Genomic DNA, 17,190 nt, shown 5'->3' with positions numbered 1-17,190 from the left:
CAACGTGCACATCGTACGAACCTTCCATCCGGGTCAGGGCGCCTATCGCCAGATCCAGCTCGCGGTCACGCAGCATTACTACCAGGCGCACGGCGCGCGGCCCGAGCCGCGGCCGGACCAGTTCTGGTGCCTGACCGACCGCGCGATGTCGTTGCCCGGCTATGCGTGCGTGGGGCTCAGCTGGGGGGACAGCGCGCCGCTGTTCTCCGAACACTACCTCGACGAGTCGCTCACGCGCCTGTACGGGCTGTCGCGCGCGGAACTCGTCGAACTCGGGCAGTTCTCGTCGTTCGGCTCGAAGGGCGCCGGGCGCTACCTGATCTCGAATGTGTTCCGCACGCTGGCCCAGCATCACTACCGGTACGTGCTGATGACGGCGACGGAGCGAGTGCGCCACATCGTGCAGTCGCTGCAGATCGCCTACGACGATCTCGGCCCCGCGTGCGTGAGCCGGGTACGTGACACGCATGTCGACTGGGGCACGTACTACGACAACGCGCCGCGCGTCATCATGGTGAAGATCGACGACCTGGCCGCCCGCAACGATCTGCCGATGTGGAGCCCGCTCGACGACGCACCGTCGGCGCGCATGCCGCTGAGGCAGGTCGAACTGGCCGCAAACGGTCACTGATCCCGACGGGCCGCACGCATGTGCGTCGGCCTGTCCCGTCATTTCAGGAACGTCCCCATGTCCGATTCCAAACGATACGAAAACTTTCTCGTGTTCCTGGCGCCGCTGATCAACAGCGTCGGCGGGATCGCGATCGACCTCTATGCGCCGAGCATCCCGGCCATCGGTCGAGAACTCAACGTCGCGCCGAGCATGATGCAGAACACGATCACGATCACGCTCGTGTTCTATGCGATCGGCCAACTCGCATTCGGCATGCTCGCCGACTGGTGGGGCCGCCGCCCGTCGGTGCTGTTCGGCCTCGCGCTGTTCATCGCCGGCAGCGTGCTCGCGGTCGTCGCCCCGTCGTTCGAAGTGCTGATGATCGGGCGCGCGATCCAGGGCTTCGCGATCGGCTCCTGCCAGGTCGTCGCGCGCGCCGTGCTGGTCGACCGGCTGAAGGGCGACCGCTTCCGCGTCGCGATCGTCTATCTCAGCCTGGCGTTCGGCCTCGGCCCCGTGATCGCGCCGTATATCGGCGGACACGTGCAGGAATGGGCCGGCTGGCGCTGGAACTTCGTCGTCTACTGCGGGTACGGCCTCGTCGTGCTGTCGTTCGCGTTCGCCGGCCTGCGCGAGACGTTGCGGCCGGAACTGCGGCGCACGCCGCGGCAAACCATCGCGGGCTACCGCGAGATCCTGTCCGATCCGCATTTCCTGTCGGCGGTCGCGATGCTCGGCATGAGTTTTTCCGCGTTCCTGATGTGGAACGTGATCGGGCCGTACATCGTGCAGTTCCGTCTCGGTCATTCCGCGTCGTATTTCGGCTCGACGGCGCTCGGCGTCGGGCTGTGCTACCTCGGCGGCACGACGCTGAACCGGAGCCTGATCCGCCGCTACAGCGGCGAGCAGCTGATGCGCGGCGGCATCGCGACGTTTGCCCTCGGGGTGGCCTGCGTGGCCTCGAGCGGCGGCGAGCTGATCCTGCTGACCGCGCTCGGCGGCATCATGCTGATTGCCTTCGCGCAGGGCTTCATCTTCTCCAATGCGATGGCCCGCTCGATGGCGCTGTTCCCGGGTCGGGCAGGCGCCGCGGCGAGCCTGCAAGGGTGCCTGATGCTGGCGCTCGGTTCCATCGTGTCAGGGGTCGTCAGCGCGCTGCCGATCGAAACGAATGCGGCGATCGCCGTCATGTTCGCGTGCCTGCTGGGCGTGACCATGGTCGGCTTCCGGCAACTGCATCGCCTGCATCCGCAGGTGGCGCGATGAAGACGGCCCTCGCGCTCGCGTTGCGGCTCGTGCTCGGCGCCTTCTGGTGCTGGGCGGGCCTCACGAAGCTGGCCGGACACTTCGATGCCGGGCCGTTCCTCACGGCCGCCGTCTCCCGCTCGGCGGCGGCGCCGGAAGCCGTGCGAAGTGCGCTGATCGGCGCGATCGGGCACGTCGCGCTGCCGCACGTCGCGCTGGTCAATTTCGCCGTGCCCTGGCTCGAGCTCGCAGCGGGCGTGTCGATCCTGCTCGGCATCGCGACCGCTTGGGGCATCGGCACGGCGGCCGCGCTGTCCGCGCTGTTCCTGATGTGCGGTGCCGTCAGCACCAACCCGTTGCTGCTGTTCGGCGCGGTCGTGCTGGCGATGTCGCATCCGTATGCTCGCGCGTGGACCCTTCACGCGTGGCGCTCGCCTGCTGCGACCCTCTGACCGTCGTAGCAGGTGCTTTTTTGGCCGCATGACCCGACGTCCCGGGCATGCGGTTTTTTTTCGCTTCGGGCGCGCGAAATATTTAATCAGGAATTCAAAAAATTGACATCCGGCTCATGCTGTCCTGTCCAAACTGATGCCATGACAGACTCGATCGGGAATTCTCCATGAGACGCTCAATGTTCTTTACCGCCGGCGCGCTGGCCGTCCTGTTCGGCGCATTATTCCTCTGGCGCACCGAGCGCGTGTCGGCTGCCGATCGGCCGGTGCCGCCGCCCGCACCGTTGCCGGTCGAAACCGTCGTCGTGAATCCGCAATCGACGGCACCGACGCTCGACGCGGTCGGCTCGCTCGAAGCCGTGCGGCAGGTGACGATCGCGCCGGAAGTCGCGGGCCGCATCGTCGGCATCCAGTTCGTCGCGGGCTCGCGCGTGAGCGCCGGTCAAGCGCTCGTGCAGCTCTACGACGCGCCCGAACAGGCGAAGCTTGCCGGGCTGCAGGCGAAGGCGGACTACACGCGCCGCCAGTTCGCGCGCTCCGAGCAGCTGGCGCCGAACGGCGCCGAGCCGAAGGCGACCTTCGACGTGCGCCGCTACGAACTCGATGCCGCGCGCGCCGATATCCGCGAGACCCAGGCGGTGATCACGCAGAAGCTGATTCGCGCGCCGTTCTCCGGCGTGATCGGGCTGCGACGCGTGAATCTCGGGCAGTACCTGAACCCGGGCGACGCGATCGCGACGCTCACCGATCTCGATACGCTGCATGCGAATTTCACGGTGCCGCAGAAGGCATTGAGCCGCGTCGCGCTCGGTCAGACCGTGCGCGTGACGACCGATGCGTATCCGGGACGATCGTTCGACGGGCGCGTGACGGCCATCGAGCCGCAGGTCGGCGACGAGACCCGCAACATCACCGTGCAGGCCACCGTGACCAATGCCGGCCAACTGCTGCGCCCGGGCATGTACATCGACGCCCATCTGATGCTGCCGGGCCGCGACGCGGTGATCAGCGTGCCGGATACGGCGGTGCAGACGTCGCAGGCGGGCGACACCGTGGTCGTGGTCGAGCAGCGGGACGGGCGCGGCATCGGCGTCGCGCGCGTGCGCAAGGTGCGCACCGGCACGCGCGACCAGGGCCGCATCGTCATCGAGGACGGGCTGCGCGCCGGCGACGCGGTCGTGACGACCGGGCAGCTGCGCGTCGCGCCGGGCGCGAAGGTGCAGGCGCTCGCCGATGCCTCCACGCAACGGGAGACCGTGCGATGAGCCAGACCACGCAAGGTGCGCGTTTCACCGATATCTTCGTGCGGCGGCCGGTGCTGTCGCTCGTGTGCAGCGTGCTGATCCTGCTGATCGGGCTGCGCTCGCTCGGCGCGCTGCCGGTGCGCCAGTATCCGATGCTGGAGAGCGCGACGATCAGCGTCGAGACCGCCTATCCCGGCGCGTCGCAGGCGTTGATGCAGGGTTTCGTGACGACGCCGATCGCGCAGTCGATCGCGACCGCGGACGGCATCGAGTACCTGACGTCCACGTCGACCCAGGGCAAGAGCGTCGTGAAGGCGCGGCTGCGCCTGAATGCAAACGCCGACCGCGCGATGACGGAAATCATGGCGAAGGTGCAGGAGGTCAAGTACAAGATGCCCGAAGGCGCGTACGACTCGGTGATCACCAAGCTCACCGATGCGCCCACGGCCGTCATGTATCTCGGCTTCTCGAGCGATACGCTGTCGATCCCCGAGATCACCGACTATGTGGTGCGGGTCGCGCAGCCGCTGGTCACCACGGTGCCGGGCGTCGCATCGGCCGAGATCGTCGGCGGGCAGAACCTCGCGATGCGGGTCTGGCTCGACGCCGCGCGGCTGGCCGCGCACGGGTTGTCGGCCGCGGATGTGTCGGCCGCGCTGAAGGCGAACAACGTCCAGGCCGCACCGGGCCAGTTGAAAGGCGCGCTCACCGTCGCCGACATTTCCGCGAACACCGATCTGACCGACGTCGCCGCGTTCGGCAACCTCGTCGTGAAGTCCGATGCGAACGGCGGCTTCGTGCGGCTGCGCGACGTCGCGACGATCGAGCTGGGCGGCCAGCAGTACAACGCGAGCGCGCTGATGAACGGCCACCGCGCAGTGAATATCGCCATCAATGCGACGCCGTCGGGCAACCCGCTCGACATCGTGCGCGGCGTGCAGGCGCTGCTGCCGACGATGGAGCGCAGCAAGCCGGCCAGCATCCGGATCGGCGACGTGTTCGACGTGGCGCGCTTCGTCAATGCGTCGATCGACGAGGTGCGCGAGACGATCATCGAGGCAATCGCGATCGTGGTCGTCGTGATCTTCCTGTTCCTCGGCTCGTTCCGCGCGGTCATCATCCCGGTCGTGACGATTCCGCTCGCGCTCGTCGGCTCCGCGGCGCTGATGCTGGCCGCGGGATTCTCGCTGAACCTGCTGACGCTGCTCGCGATGGTGCTGGCGATCGGGCTCGTCGTCGACGACGCGATCGTCGTCGTCGAGAACATCCACCGGCACATCGAATCCGGTGAGCCACCCGCGCGCGCGGCGCTGCTCGGCGCGCGCGAGATCGCGTCGCCGGTGATCGTGATGACGATCACGCTGATCGCGGTGTATGCACCGATCGGGCTGATGGGCGGGCTGACCGGTTCGCTGTTCCGCGAATTCGCGTTCACGCTCGCGGGCGCGGTGTGCGTGTCGGCGCTGATCGCGCTGACCTTGTCGCCGATGCTGAGCTCGCTGCTGCTCGACAGCAAGATGTCGGAAGGGCGCATCGCGCGTGCGATCGAGCACACGCTGTCGCGCGTCACGCACGGCTACCGGCACCTGCTGCATGCGAGCCTTGCCGCACGGCCGGCGGTGCTCGTGTTCGGCGCGGGCGTGTTGCTCGGCATCGGCCTGCTGTTCAGCGGCGTGAAGCGCGAACTGGCGCCGCAGGAGGACCAGGGCTCGATCATGTTGCAGGTCAAGGCGCCGCAGTATGCGAATCTCGATTACCTCGAACGCTACGCGCCGCAGGTCGAGAAGGTGTTTCGATCGCTGCCGGAGGCCGATACGAGTTTCGTGCTGAATGGCGTCGGCGGCGCCAATCTCGGCTTCGCCGGCGTGAACCTCGTCGACTGGTCGAAACGCACGCGCGGCGCCGCCGACCTGCAGGCGCTCGTGCAGACGCGCGCGAATGCCATCGCCGGCGACCAGGTGTTTACGTTCCTGCTGCCGTCGCTGCCCGCGTCGAGCGGCGGCCTGCCGATCCAGATGGTGCTGCGCGCGCCCGCGGAGTTCAAGGATATCTTCGCGACGATGGACAAGCTGAAGGCCGCCGCGTCGAAGAGCGGGCTGTTCGCGGTCGTCGACAGCGACCTGACGTTCGACAGCCGCGCGGTGGGCGTGACGATCGACCGCAATCAGGCGAATGCGCTCGGCGTCACGATGAAGGACATTGCCGATACGCTCGCGGTGCTCGTCGGCGAGAACTACGTGAATCGTTTCGATCACAACGGCCGCTCGTACGACGTGATTCCGCAGGTCGCACGCGCGGAGCGCCTGTCGTCCGAGATGCTGAACCGCTACTACGTGAAGACGCGCAGCGGCAAGATGGTCGCGCTGTCGACCGTCGTGCGCGTGTCGAACGGCAGCCAGGCGAACGCGCTCACGCAATTCAACCAGCTGAATTCGGCCACGCTGTCGGCGGTGGCCGCACCCGGCGTGACGATGGGACAGGCGGTCGAGTTCCTGCAGAAGCAGCCGTTGCCCGCCGGCTACGACATCGACTGGCTCGGCGAATCGCGGCAATACGTGCAGGAAGGCAACCGGCTGACCGTCACGTTCGTGTTCGCGCTCGTCGTGATCTTCCTCGTGCTCGCCGCGCAGTTCGAAAGCTTGCGCGATCCGCTCGTGATCCTCGTGTCGGTGCCGCTGTCGGTGTGCGGCGCGCTGGTGCCACTGTATCTCGGCTTCGCGACGCTGAACATCTATACGCAGATCGGGCTCGTCACGCTGATCGGCCTGATTTCCAAGCACGGGATCCTGATGGTGAGCTTCGCGAACGAACTGCAGCGCACGCAGCACCTCGACCGGCGCGCGGCGATCGAGCACGCGGCCGCGGTGCGGCTGCGGCCGATCCTGATGACGACTGCCGCGATGGTCGCCGGGCTCGTGCCGCTGATTTTCGCGCGCGGTGCGGGCGCAGCCAGCCGCTTCGCGATCGGCATCACGGTCTCGACCGGCATGCTCGTCGGCACGCTGTTCACGCTGTTCGTGCTGCCGACCGTCTACACGTTGATCGCCAAGCGGCATCGCGAGGCGGCGACCAGCGAGCGGGCACGTGTGCTGGAGACGGTATGAGCGAGCAATTTGAAACGCGCGCCGCAGGGGTGCGCAACGGGAGCAACATGAATCGGATCCGCGTTGCGGCTGCCGCGGTAGCCGCGCTCTTCGCCACGGGCTGCACGATGGCGCCGCATTACACGCGGCCCGACGCGCCGGTCGCACAGGCATTCCCGTCCGGTGGCGTCTATGCGACGCAACCGGGTGCCGCGGCCCGCGCGCGCAGCGCGAACGGCCAGGCGGCGACCGCCATCGGCTGGCGCGAATTCTTCGTCGATCCGCGCCTGCAGCGGCTGATCGAAATCGCGCTGAAGAACAACCGCGACCTGCGCGTGTCGGTGCTGAACATCGAGGCGGCGCGTGCGCAGTACCAGATCACGCGCGCGGGCCTGTTCCCGACGCTCGATGCGACGGGCACGGGCAACATCCAGCGTGTTCCGGCTGGTGTGTCGACGACGCAGCAGTCGCTGATCACGCGCACCTACAACGTGGGCTTGTCCGCGTCGTGGGAGCTCGATCTGTTCGGCCGCGTGCAGAGCCTGAAGGATCAGGCGCTCGCGCAGTATCTGTCGACCGCGTATGCGCGGCAGGCGTCGGAAATCTCGCTGGTGTCGCAGGTGGCTGACCAGTACCTGACGGTGCTGTCGACCGACGATCTGCTGAAGGTCACGGAGAACACGCTGAAATCCGCGCAGGCGTCGTACGACCTGACGAAGCTGCAGTTCGACAACGGTACGGGCTCCGAGCTCGACCTGCGTCAGGCTCAGACGGTCGTCGAGACGGCGCTCGCGAACCAGCAGGCTCAGGCACGTGCCCGCGCGCAGGCCGTGAACGCGCTGGTATTGCTGATCGGCGAGCCGCTGCCGGACGATCTGCCGCCGGGCATGCCGCTCGACTCGCAGAACCTGCTGACGGACGTGCCGGCCGGGTTGCCGTCGGATCTGCTGACGCGTCGCCCTGACGTGATGCAGGCCGAGCAGACGCTGCTGGCCGCGAACGCGAACATCGGCGCGGCACGCGCGGCGTTCTTCCCGAAGATCTCGCTGACGGCGGCGTTCGGTACCGCGAGCCCGACGCTGGGCGGCCTGTTCAAGGCCGGCACGGCGGCGTGGTCGTTCGCGCCGAACATCGCGCTGCCGATTTTCGAGGGTGGGCAGAACATCGCGAACCTCGATCTCGCGCACGTGCAGAAGCGCATCGAGATCGCGAACTACGAGAAGGCGATTCAATCGGCGTTCCGCGAAGTATCGGATGGGCTGGCCGCACGCGGCACGTACGACCAGCAGATCGCCGCGCTCGAGCGCAACGAGCACGCGCAGCAGCGCCGCTTCGACCTGTCGGACCTGCGTTACAGGAAAGGCGTCGACAGCTACCTGTCGGTGCTGACCGCGCAGACGGATCTGTACTCGGCGCAGCAGTCGCTGATCAATGCGCGGCTGGCGCGCTGGACCAACCTGGTCACGCTTTACCGTGCGTTGGGCGGGGGCTGGGTAGAGCGAAGTGGGGAGAGGGCCCGGGAAGCCGACGCCCTGTGATTTTTCTTTCTCTTCCACGGTTCCGGCCAGCAACAACACGATCCGCTGGCCGGTCGACACCCGCGTGAGCGACGCATCCGGCCCGGCCTTCGATTCCTTGCAACCGGTCATCATCGCCACGGTAATCGTCGGCTAGAATTCCCCGTGCTCGCGACGCGCAAGCACATGTGGGGCCGATGACGAATGCATCGCGCAATCCAGCGCGGCACAACCGCCGATCGGCGACGGAAACAAGGAAAACTCCGCAAGTGCACAACGCGGGGCCGGGGTGGTGGTATGGCTAAAGTGCTGTTGCTCGATGACGAGGTCGAGTTACGCGAGGAAATCGCCGCGTTTCTGGAACGGCGTGGCTGGCTGGTCAGTCAGGCCGGCACGGTCGCGGAGTTCCGGGAACGGGCGACGGATCTCGCATTCGCGATCATCGACGTGATGCTGCCGGACGGGAGCGGCTTCGACGCGGCTGCGTGGCTCAGGGCCCGGCATCGCGACTGCGGCATCGTCATGCTGACCGCGCGAGGCGAGACGCAGGACAAGATCAATGGCCTGGTTGGCGGGGCCGATCATTATCTCGTCAAGCCGGTGAAGCTGATCGAACTCGACGCCATTCTTCAGGCCCTCGGCCGCCGGGTCGCCAGCGACTGGCGGCTCGACCGTCAGGCACGCGTGCTGTTCGCGCCGGACGGCGGGCGGCTCGACCTGTCGGCCGGCGAGATCGGCCTGCTTGCACTGCTGGCGCGCCATCCGTCCGAGGCAGTCAGCCGGCGGCAGATCGCGGAGGCGTTCGGTTTCGACTGGGTCGACTACGACGAGCGCAGGCTGGAGACGATGGTGAGCCGACTTCGGCAGCGCTGGCGTGGCGAGTCGGGCTCGGAGCTGCCGCTGAAGACCGTGCATCGCACCGGCTACGCGTTCGCCGCGCCGCTGATGGTCGGCTGAGCGGCAACGGCCACCGCGTCCGCGTTCGCCGGCAAGAAGACGGTCGCCCGGCAGCCGTGCCCCTCGTTGCTGACCAGGCTCAATGTACCGCCCTGCATCTCGACCATGCGGCGTGCCAGCGGCAGGCCGAGGCCCGTGCCGGGCTTGCGGCCCACGTTGCGGCCGCGATAGAAGCGGTCGAACACGTGCGGCAGGTCCGCCGGTGCAATACCGGGGCCGCCATCCTCCACTTCCAGTTCCACGCCGCCCGGCACACGCCGGCCGAGCAACACGATCCGGGTGCCGCCGGGCGTGTATTTGACGGCATTGTCGGCGAGCGTACGCAGCACGAGACGCGTCAGGCCGACGTCGCATGCAAAGGCGTCCGGGAGATCTGTCGCGTCGATTTCGATGCGGTGGCCATCGGACAGCACCCCGGCGGCGGTGGCCGCATCGTCGAGCAAGGCTGCCAGGCCGGCGTGGTCGATGCGCGGTCCGCGCCGCAGCAGTTCGAAACCGTCCTCGTGCAGCGCGTCATTGATCAGCACCGTCAAACGCTGCGTCGCACGCAGGATCTTCTGGTAGCGCGACGAGGTCAGCGCATCGGCATGGGCATCGTCGAGCTCGAGGTTTTGAGCGGTGGCGTCGATCACGGCCAGCGGCGTCCTCAGCTCGTGCGAGACGGTCGCGAGCAACTGGCGCTGCTCGTCCTGCGCGCGCTTTTCAATCGCCAGAGATGCTTCCACTTGCTCCATCGCCTCGCGAAGCGCCTGGGTGCGCAGCGCGACCTTGGCTTCCAGATCGCGCTCGGCCTGGCGGGCAACGCGCAAAGCGTCTGCCTGCGCGGATTCCATCGCATTGCGCATCGCGTTGTAGCGCGCGCTGATCGCCGAATTCATGATCAGCATGAACGCGAGCATACCCAGATAGCCGGCATTGTCGACGAGCAGCCCCGGTGCCGCCCAGCCGACGTTGCGCGCGACCCGCAACGCGCTGCCGCCGAGCAACAGCAGCAGCACGAGCACGATCACGCGTGCATGCCGTTGTCCGTTCGCCGTGAGCCAGATCGAAACGGCGATCATCACGATGATGACCGCCATCTGCCAGAACAGGTAGAGGGGACGCACCCACCAGACGTTGACGACCAGCATCAGCGGCGCGGCAGCCAGCGCTGCGACGATCGTCAGCACGCAAAAGGCGATGGCCGGACGCCGCCAGCGCGCGTTGAACAGGCCGAGATAGTGCGCGGTGAACAGCGTGCCGACGGGCGTGCCGAATAGCCAGCTGAGCAGGTAAACCGCGTTGCTTGCGAGCGGAAAGTCCGGCAGCAGGTACTGGTAGAGGTAGCCTTCGGCACCGAGCGCGGTGAGCAGGTTCACGATGACGCTCAGCCCGTAGAGCCCGAAAGACGCGTCGCGCGTCACCCGGAAGAGCCACAGGCTCGATGCGAGCAGCACGAGATGCGCGGCGTCCAGCAGGCCGAACAGCAGCGATTCCTTGCTCGTCGCGGAGATGAACGCGTCGGGCGACCACAGCACCATCGAGAAGCTCATGGTGCTGGTGCTGCGGATCCGCAGATAGAGCGTGACCGGCTGGCCGGCGGGCAGATCGAGCCGGAACACGGGGTTGCGGTACGCGACGTCGCGTTGCTCCACCGGCTTGCGGTCGCCCGCGACGTGGCGCCGATAGCCGCCGTCGGGCTGTGGCACGTACAGCGTGACGTCGTTCAGCAGCGACGAGCGCAATTCCAGCAGCCACATCGGCGGTGCGCTCGCCGGCCGCATCACGGTCAGACGCAGCCACACCGCACCGTTGACATAACCGAGCGCCGGCTCCGACGTCTGGCCGACGAACCGGCGTGCGATCTCGGCGCCCGATATCTGCTCGACGGTGAGCGCGTTGCCCGGATCGCGCAGCAGATCCCAGCCTGCCTGGATGTTGACGCGCCCGCCATCCGGCAGCGGAATGGGCGTTGACGCGAACGCTCCCGAGGCCCAGGAAAATAATATGAAGAATATGAGCGGGAGCATCACGCGATTCGTGTCGGTTTCTGCGATCGGGCGTCACTATAACCGAACGCCCGACGTCGTCCGGCCGCACGGCGTCCGCTGCGCACGCGAGCCGGATGTCAGAAGTTGTCAGCTTTCGCCGCACGCGTTCATTTAAGATTCGCGCCAATCAAGGGAGACGGGGCGTGTTCGCCGGCAATGCGCTCCCGGAAACCTTGACCAGCGATGCCACCATTGGCAGCGCCCCGCGCGATGACGGCGCGTCGATCGGTCATGTGGCCGCTTTGATCGACGCAGAAAACAACAGGGCCGGGCGGGCGGCGGCATTCCGACGAGCCATCACAAGAAATCGGCACGAGGGCGCTCGTTGACCACAATGCCATCGCCGTCAACGGACGGTCGGCAGGGTTTTGCTGGCTGACGGGGTGTTGCGCGCGAAGATGGCGGGCAGCGGCTCGTCCCTCTCCAGCCTCGCCTGGTCCAATCGGGCCGGGCGGGGCCGGAAGCGCGGCGCTGTCCGACCGTTCGAGCGACGGATGTTGCGTTGATCACATGTCGAGCGATGACGACCGACAAGCGCCGTGTCGATAAAAACAACTAGAAACCTATTTCTTCCCCTTGTTCGAAGAGCAGTGCTCGCTTCCGGCCATGATTGCGTCGGCTCCGGGCATGACTACAACCGTCGCGTCATGCGAGCCGATGCCTCCGCACCGCGCACTCCTGGTGCATTTCACCGGATCGATCTGTACAACTGATGACTGGTTCTGAATCCCACTCTCTGGAAAACGCGCATCGCGCAGTCAGGCACGATCGCTATCACGCACCCGCGCTGGACAAGGGGCTCGACATACTGGAATTGCTTGCGGGGCAGGCTGACGGCTTGTCGCGCACCGAGATGTCGACGGCGCTCGGTCGCAATCCGAGCGAGATTTATCGGATGGTCGAGAGGCTGGTCTCACGCGGATACGTCCATCGCGCATCCGGCGGGGATCGCTACCATCTCTCCTCCAAAATCTATCGACTGGCGATGCAACATCCGGCATTGCGTGACATCCTCGACACCCTGTATCCGGAGATGACGAATTTCGTCCGGGCAGTATCTCAATCCGCTTTCCTGGGCGTCTTTCACGACGGCCAGGTGCGCGTCGTCGCAACGTATGAGCCGCCGGACCGACTCACGATTACACCCAGGATCGGCGCAGAACTTGGCGTGATCGACACCGCGCCGGGCTTGGCCCTGCTGGCTTTTCAGGGTGTCCAGGCCCGGATTGCGATGCTGCGCGCCACGCAGCGTGCGACGCTTGACGAAGGCGGGCTCGCGGAAATCCCGCACGGACAGCTCGACGCCATTTGTCGAATGGGATACGCACGCATATCGAGCTTGAGCTTCAGCGGGTTGGAAAACATGTCGTTCCCGTTGCTGGATAGGGCAGGGAACGCCATCGCGGTCATTACATGCCCGTTTCTGGAAGCCGGGACGCCGGTAGATCGCCCAAGCGCGGATGCTGTGTGCGTACACTTGCTTGCGATTTCTCACGCGATCTCGAACCGCGTCATGCGCTGAAGCGAACGGGGAAGCCCGATTCAGTCCGACGCGCGGGTTCAACTCGAGGCGCGTGTATCCGAAAGCGTGCGCTGGACATTCGGCCGGGGCTCCGGAACAGGAGCAACGCTCCCGTCGGCTTCCGTTCCGACCACCTTTTACGCGTCTTTCAGCCAGGGCATTTCCACGGGCGACACGACCAGTTGCCGGAATTCGCGTTTCAGATCGAAGATGAATCCGACCAGGATCATGGAGTCGGCGTAAGGAATCGGAAAGACATGCGGATTCTCCGGAGTCCGCAGGGGGCGCTCGGACGTGTCCGCTGTCGCCGCGGCGTTCTCGCGAACGCTTTCCAGTTCATCGGCCATGGCCGGGCCACCGACTTGCAGCACGCGGCTACGCAGGTCGCTGAAAGGCTCGATGCGCGCAGCGTCTTCATGGTATTCAGGTACTTCGTAAACGAACCAGGACATTTTCGTCTCCCATCAGAAGGGGCGCTATTCTAACGCCGCGCGAGGATCCACCGAAAATCGGCCATGTTGTGCGATGGCCGCGGTCGCCGCGAGGCGGTCTGACAGGGGTGATTTCTGACGAGGCGGGCCGGCGCCGGAAGCGTTCCCTCGCACACGACCGTGAGCCCGTTTTCGCGTCATCCATAGACGCGACCCGCGCCCGTGCGGTGACGTCGACGCGCCGTGAAAACGAGCCTCGATGCGCCGGTCGGAAATTTACGGATGCGTGTCGCTGCAGCTTTTGGAAGCGTGAGACAACATCGGATCGAGAATCGATCGATATCGGGAGGCGATGCAGACCGTTGGTCAACGGCATGCCCTGAACGGATGTGCCACCTGATTGGAATAGTGGGTGGCCCTCGGAATAGGGTGCTATTAGAACAAAAGTCCGCGCCGCTGATAACTGTCAATATTGACAGGGATTACTCCCATTTGAGTTGCTACCGAGTCGGCGACAACACCGCCTCGCCTATCCTTTCCGTTTGGAGACAGGCAGATGATCGCTTACGCGTGACGCCATTTTGCCAACGTCGGCAGCTCGCGCTCGGTGGCCGAATCATCCAGACGGGTCCAGCTATAAAACGTGCCGTCCCATCCCGGAACGGGGAGCGGGGCCGCGCAGTGAACGTCCGCGAGACCCGGCCGATAGGCCTGAGATGGCCAGAACAGCGGCATGATGCGGCGCGCTTCCATGCCGCGGCACAATTCGGCCGGCCCGTCCGCGTCGGCCACGATATCGCAGTGGAACGACCAGTCCTCTTCGTTCCAGGCGAGAAATACGCTTGGCGCGCCGGCCGCGTCGAACATCAGCACCGCGTCCTGATTGGGGCGCCAGTAGTATTCGACGATGCCTTCCCGCGCGGCCACCTCATCGATCAGTTTGACGATCCGCGGATCCCGGTAGGTCGACCCTGCTTCATGCAGGCTGATGTGCCCGCGGGCCGCGCAGTACTTGCGTTTCGCGTTGTCCAGCACGGTTGCCAGCTTGCGCGCCATCTCGACGTCGGTTTTCTTCAGATAGCAATCGATCAGTCCCGCGTTGAACGCGTCCACCGCCACGCGCTCGTCGGCGATGCCGGTGAGCAGGATTTTCATGCAGTTCGCGTTGCGGATGGAGGACAGAAACTGGACGCCGTCAACCTCCGGCATGGAATAGTCGACGACCACCGCGCCCACCGCCTCGAAGCGGGCGGGATCGGTGAGCGCATCCTGGCCGACCGCATTTCCGCCTTTTTTCTCCGCACCGAAATAGTCCGCGGCCGTTGGTGGCAGCTCCGCGTCACGCGACGACACGAAGTCGAGCGCCGCCTGCGGTTGCGTAAAAAAGCGGTTCAGGTGTTCGTCCGGAAATGCGCCCCGCAGCGCCTGCAGGAAATCCGGATTGTCGTCGACAAACACCACGGACACGGGATAGAGCACCGGCTGGCTAACGAAGGGTTGCATACGAGTCTCGATAAATCAGCAAAAGAAGATGCGGTACCGGAGACACGTTACCGCGAATGACGGTCGCGTTGCACGACCGCGCCAATTATCCGGCGAAAGTGGGACGCATATCAACTGCTCGTTATTTGCGAATTCGGCGTTTTTTACCACGCGGCTCAACGGAATTGCACGGGGAGAATCGGGCCATTCCTTCTCGTTGAAGGAATGCGCCGCTACCGCCAGTAGCGATTCAAGGAGTTATCCATGTTGACGCGAGACGCAATTCTTCACGTCCTTTCCAACGAAACGGCACATCTGTCCGAGAAAACCTTCCACCACGTGATCGACATTTACCTCAAGGATTCCAATGCCTTCATGAATACCTATTTCGCACGCTACTTCGAATGGCAGGGCGTGTGCCGTGAACGCTGGTTTCACGAATGCATCCACAACAACCTGCTGGCGGCTGGCGGGTCGTTCGTGACGAAGCGCGCGCATCAGGAATACGTCCACGAGACGTTCCCGTTCCAGCGGGTCGATTGCTATCTCAATACGTTCGAGGTCCGGCAGTGTTCGGCCTATCTGCTGTTTCGCTTCTACGTTGACGGACGACAGGTGTCGCTGGGGTATCAGCAGATCGTGTTTGCCGGTTCCGACAAGCGGATCCGCCGGTTTCCGGCGGGCATCATCGAGCGGGTCAAGGCGTATGAACTGATCCTGCCGTCCACCGCGAACTGAATGTGAGACCGCCTTACCCGATGCGATAGCGCCGGGTGGGTGCCGGCGGATCGCGCAATACCTGGTCCGCCGGCGAACCGGGCTCCGGCAGCCGAATCGTGAATGTGGTCCGGACGCCAGGGATGGATTCACACACAATGGTGCCGCCGAGCGCTTCGCATACGCGGCGGCAAAAACTCAAGCCCATGCCGGCGCCGCGACCGTGCGATTTGGTCGAGAAGAAGGCGTCGAAGATTCGCGGGAGCACATCGGGGGCGATGCCTGGGCCCGTATCGCTGAAACGCACCACGCAGTAACCGTTGCTGCGATGGGCGTCGATCTCGATCTGCCCACGGCCGTTCGAGTGGATCGCGTACAGGGCGTTTTTCAGCAGATTGAAGATGACGAAGATCACGAGCGAGTCGGATCCGGAGAACCGAAGGTCCGGATCGATCGCGTCGACCGATACACGGTCGCGCTCACCCGGTCGGAAGGGAAAGCGATCCACCGCGGCGTCGACACAGGCCCGTATCGGATGGGCCGCGAAGCCGCGGCGATCGAGTCGGTCCAGCGTAAAGGACGCCAGGGACATTTCGACCACCGTACTCGTGGTGTCGACCTGGCGCCGGATCGACGACGCGAGCGTCGGCAGCCGCTCCAGCTGTCCGGGATACAAACCGTCGGCGCACAACCGGTGCTCCACCGCCAGCCGATACCCGCGCAGCAGCACCGGCAGGACGTTGCGCAGCTCGTCCGCGTGCAGGCCGATCGCCGCCAGCGGCGTGGCCACTTCGTGCGCGACCGTCGCGGCCAGAAGGTAGGGGCCCATGAGGCCATAACGGACGATCGACGTCGCGAGAATCCCGAGACTGACCGCGATAAACAGCACCCCGACCGGATAGAACTCGACGCCGTAGTTCACCGCATAGTCGGTCGCCGCGAGCGAGTAGAGGCCCAGGCTGACGAGACATTGCGCGAGCAGTTGCCGGACGTCTCGGGCTCGCTCCTGTCGTCTTGCGTCGATCAGGAGCCAAGCGCTGCGGCCGACCAGCAATACCGTTTGCACGACGTGCAGCGGATGCAGTGGGCCCGCCTTCGGATACGGGCCGAAGAAATGCAGGCGGAATCCATCGACGACCGCATTGCTCGTGACCAGCAGCCCAGCCAGCAGGACGCAGAGTCCGTAGGAAGCAAACATGATCGGCCGCTCGTCCCGACGCGACACGATCTCCGTCACGAAATGATAGAAGGTCGTCGGCAGAAAAAGGATGAACAGATAGCCTGCCTTGACCAGCAGGTTGGCGACGTTCGCATCGGTCGTCTGGAACAGGAAGGCCCACGTTCCCTGCCAGACGAAGGTCGCCGCGCACATCAAGGCGAACGGGACGGACACGCGCGTGAGACCCTTGGTGGCCAGCACGTAGAGGCCAAACCCGAGAAACAACGCAGATACAAACGCGGGCAAGATCGAGTACATGATGCGTGAATCCACAATGTTCACTGGGCGCGCACCACGGAACTGTCTTGGCTGGTGCCATTTGCGAGAGTAGCACGCAGCGGTAGGCGAGCGAGCGCGGCGGGTTTGTCCACGATGCGTCCGCGCATCACAATGGTCGATTACGCGGGTGACGGGTGCCGAACAGGATAGTCGAACGACATCATAATCAGGAACGGGCCATGGATGGCAACTTGGCTGCTACAAGTTTTGCCTTCACGATTGCCAAGAGCCGCGCCGCAACACAAGCTTCGGTCGATCGTGTGAAGCGGGAACTCGAGCGGGACATCAGTCTGCCACGGCGAATTGCTCGACGGCGAGGGGAATCGTTATCGATTTGAAAATTAATTTTTGAATCAATCACGTCGATAGAGCGCGGAATCTCGAATAATCGACCGACCC

Annotated in this window: 14 protein-coding genes; 10 read left to right on the top strand and 4 right to left on the bottom strand. The window is 65.1% G+C overall.

Annotated elements, in window-relative coordinates; genetic code table 11:
- Nucleotides 1-4: 4 nt before the first annotated feature.
- The 7 genes from ACN22W_RS33695 (at nt 5) to ACN22W_RS33665 (ending at nt 9,111) form a co-directional block, all read left to right on the top strand.
- Nucleotides 5-631, top strand: a complete 627-nt coding sequence (locus ACN22W_RS33695; protein ID WP_129518134.1) for a thermostable hemolysin — start codon at nt 5-7, stop codon at nt 629-631.
- Between the two features lie 57 nt (nt 632-688).
- Nucleotides 689-1,879, top strand: coding sequence for a multidrug effflux MFS transporter (locus ACN22W_RS33690; protein WP_129518133.1), 1,191 nt, complete (start codon nt 689-691; stop codon nt 1,877-1,879).
- Nucleotides 1,876-2,310 carry a DoxX family protein gene (locus ACN22W_RS33685; RefSeq protein ID WP_419690399.1) on the top strand — a complete coding sequence of 145 codons (435 nt, stop codon included), beginning with the start codon at nt 1,876-1,878 and terminating at the stop codon, nt 2,308-2,310. The genes ACN22W_RS33690 and ACN22W_RS33685 overlap by 4 nt, the downstream gene beginning before the upstream one ends.
- A gap of 167 nt (nt 2,311-2,477) precedes the next feature.
- Nucleotides 2,478-3,575, top strand: coding sequence for an efflux RND transporter periplasmic adaptor subunit (locus ACN22W_RS33680; protein ID WP_419690398.1), 1,098 nt, complete (start codon nt 2,478-2,480; stop codon nt 3,573-3,575).
- On the top strand, nt 3,572-6,658 hold the full coding sequence (locus tag ACN22W_RS33675) for an efflux RND transporter permease subunit (RefSeq protein ID WP_419690397.1): 3,087 nt from the start codon (nt 3,572-3,574) through the stop codon (nt 6,656-6,658). The genes ACN22W_RS33680 and ACN22W_RS33675 overlap by 4 nt, the downstream gene beginning before the upstream one ends.
- Nucleotides 6,659-6,705: 47 nt before the next feature.
- On the top strand, nt 6,706-8,175 hold the full coding sequence (locus tag ACN22W_RS33670) for an efflux transporter outer membrane subunit (protein ID WP_419690396.1): 1,470 nt from the start codon (nt 6,706-6,708) through the stop codon (nt 8,173-8,175).
- Nucleotides 8,176-8,358: 183 nt separating this feature from the next.
- On the top strand, nt 8,359-9,111 hold the full coding sequence (locus tag ACN22W_RS33665) for a response regulator transcription factor (RefSeq protein WP_419690395.1): 753 nt from the start codon (nt 8,359-8,361) through the stop codon (nt 9,109-9,111).
- Here ACN22W_RS33665 and ACN22W_RS33660 read toward each other — a convergent pair.
- Nucleotides 9,078-11,120: a 7TM-DISM domain-containing protein gene (locus ACN22W_RS33660; protein ID WP_419690394.1), complete on the bottom strand. Its 2,043-nt coding sequence runs from the start codon at nt 11,118-11,120 to the stop codon at nt 9,078-9,080. The genes ACN22W_RS33665 and ACN22W_RS33660 overlap by 34 nt on opposite strands.
- A 95-nt stretch (nt 11,121-11,215) precedes the next feature.
- Between ACN22W_RS33660 and ACN22W_RS33655 the strand changes: the two genes are divergently transcribed.
- Together ACN22W_RS33655 and ACN22W_RS33650 are read left to right on the top strand one after the other, a co-directional pair.
- Nucleotides 11,216-11,470 (top strand): hypothetical protein, encoded by a 255-nt coding sequence (locus ACN22W_RS33655; protein ID WP_419690393.1) that lies wholly within the window; start codon nt 11,216-11,218, stop codon nt 11,468-11,470.
- Nucleotides 11,471-11,853: 383 nt separating this feature from the next.
- Nucleotides 11,854-12,663 (top strand): IclR family transcriptional regulator, encoded by an 810-nt coding sequence (locus ACN22W_RS33650; protein WP_419690392.1) that lies wholly within the window; start codon nt 11,854-11,856, stop codon nt 12,661-12,663.
- Between the two features lie 137 nt (nt 12,664-12,800).
- Here the strand turns inward: ACN22W_RS33650 and ACN22W_RS33645 are convergent, their stop codons facing one another.
- Together ACN22W_RS33645 and ACN22W_RS33640 are read right to left on the bottom strand one after the other, a co-directional pair.
- Nucleotides 12,801-13,115 carry a helicase gene (locus tag ACN22W_RS33645; RefSeq protein ID WP_412026314.1) on the bottom strand — a complete coding sequence of 105 codons (315 nt, stop codon included), beginning with the start codon at nt 13,113-13,115 and terminating at the stop codon, nt 12,801-12,803.
- Nucleotides 13,116-13,658: 543 nt separating this feature from the next.
- Nucleotides 13,659-14,597, bottom strand: a complete 939-nt coding sequence (locus ACN22W_RS33640) for a response regulator (RefSeq protein ID WP_343491947.1) — start codon at nt 14,595-14,597, stop codon at nt 13,659-13,661.
- A 243-nt stretch (nt 14,598-14,840) separates the two neighbouring features.
- Between ACN22W_RS33640 and ACN22W_RS33635 the strand changes: the two genes are divergently transcribed.
- Complete coding sequence (locus ACN22W_RS33635; RefSeq protein ID WP_343491948.1) at nt 14,841-15,314, top strand: acyl-CoA thioesterase; 474 nt, start codon at nt 14,841-14,843, stop codon at nt 15,312-15,314.
- A 13-nt stretch (nt 15,315-15,327) separates the two neighbouring features.
- Here ACN22W_RS33635 and ACN22W_RS33630 read toward each other — a convergent pair whose 3' ends face one another.
- Nucleotides 15,328-16,770: an ATP-binding protein gene (locus ACN22W_RS33630; protein ID WP_419690391.1), complete on the bottom strand. Its 1,443-nt coding sequence runs from the start codon at nt 16,768-16,770 to the stop codon at nt 15,328-15,330.
- Nucleotides 16,771-17,190: the final 420 nt, after the last annotated feature.

This window comes from Burkholderia theae, assembly GCF_048565265.1.
In the GTDB taxonomy this organism is placed as follows: domain Bacteria; phylum Pseudomonadota; class Gammaproteobacteria; order Burkholderiales; family Burkholderiaceae; genus Burkholderia; species Burkholderia theae.
The sequence above is the reverse complement of the archived record's forward strand: the minus strand, read 5'-3'. Positions and strand labels throughout refer to the sequence as shown.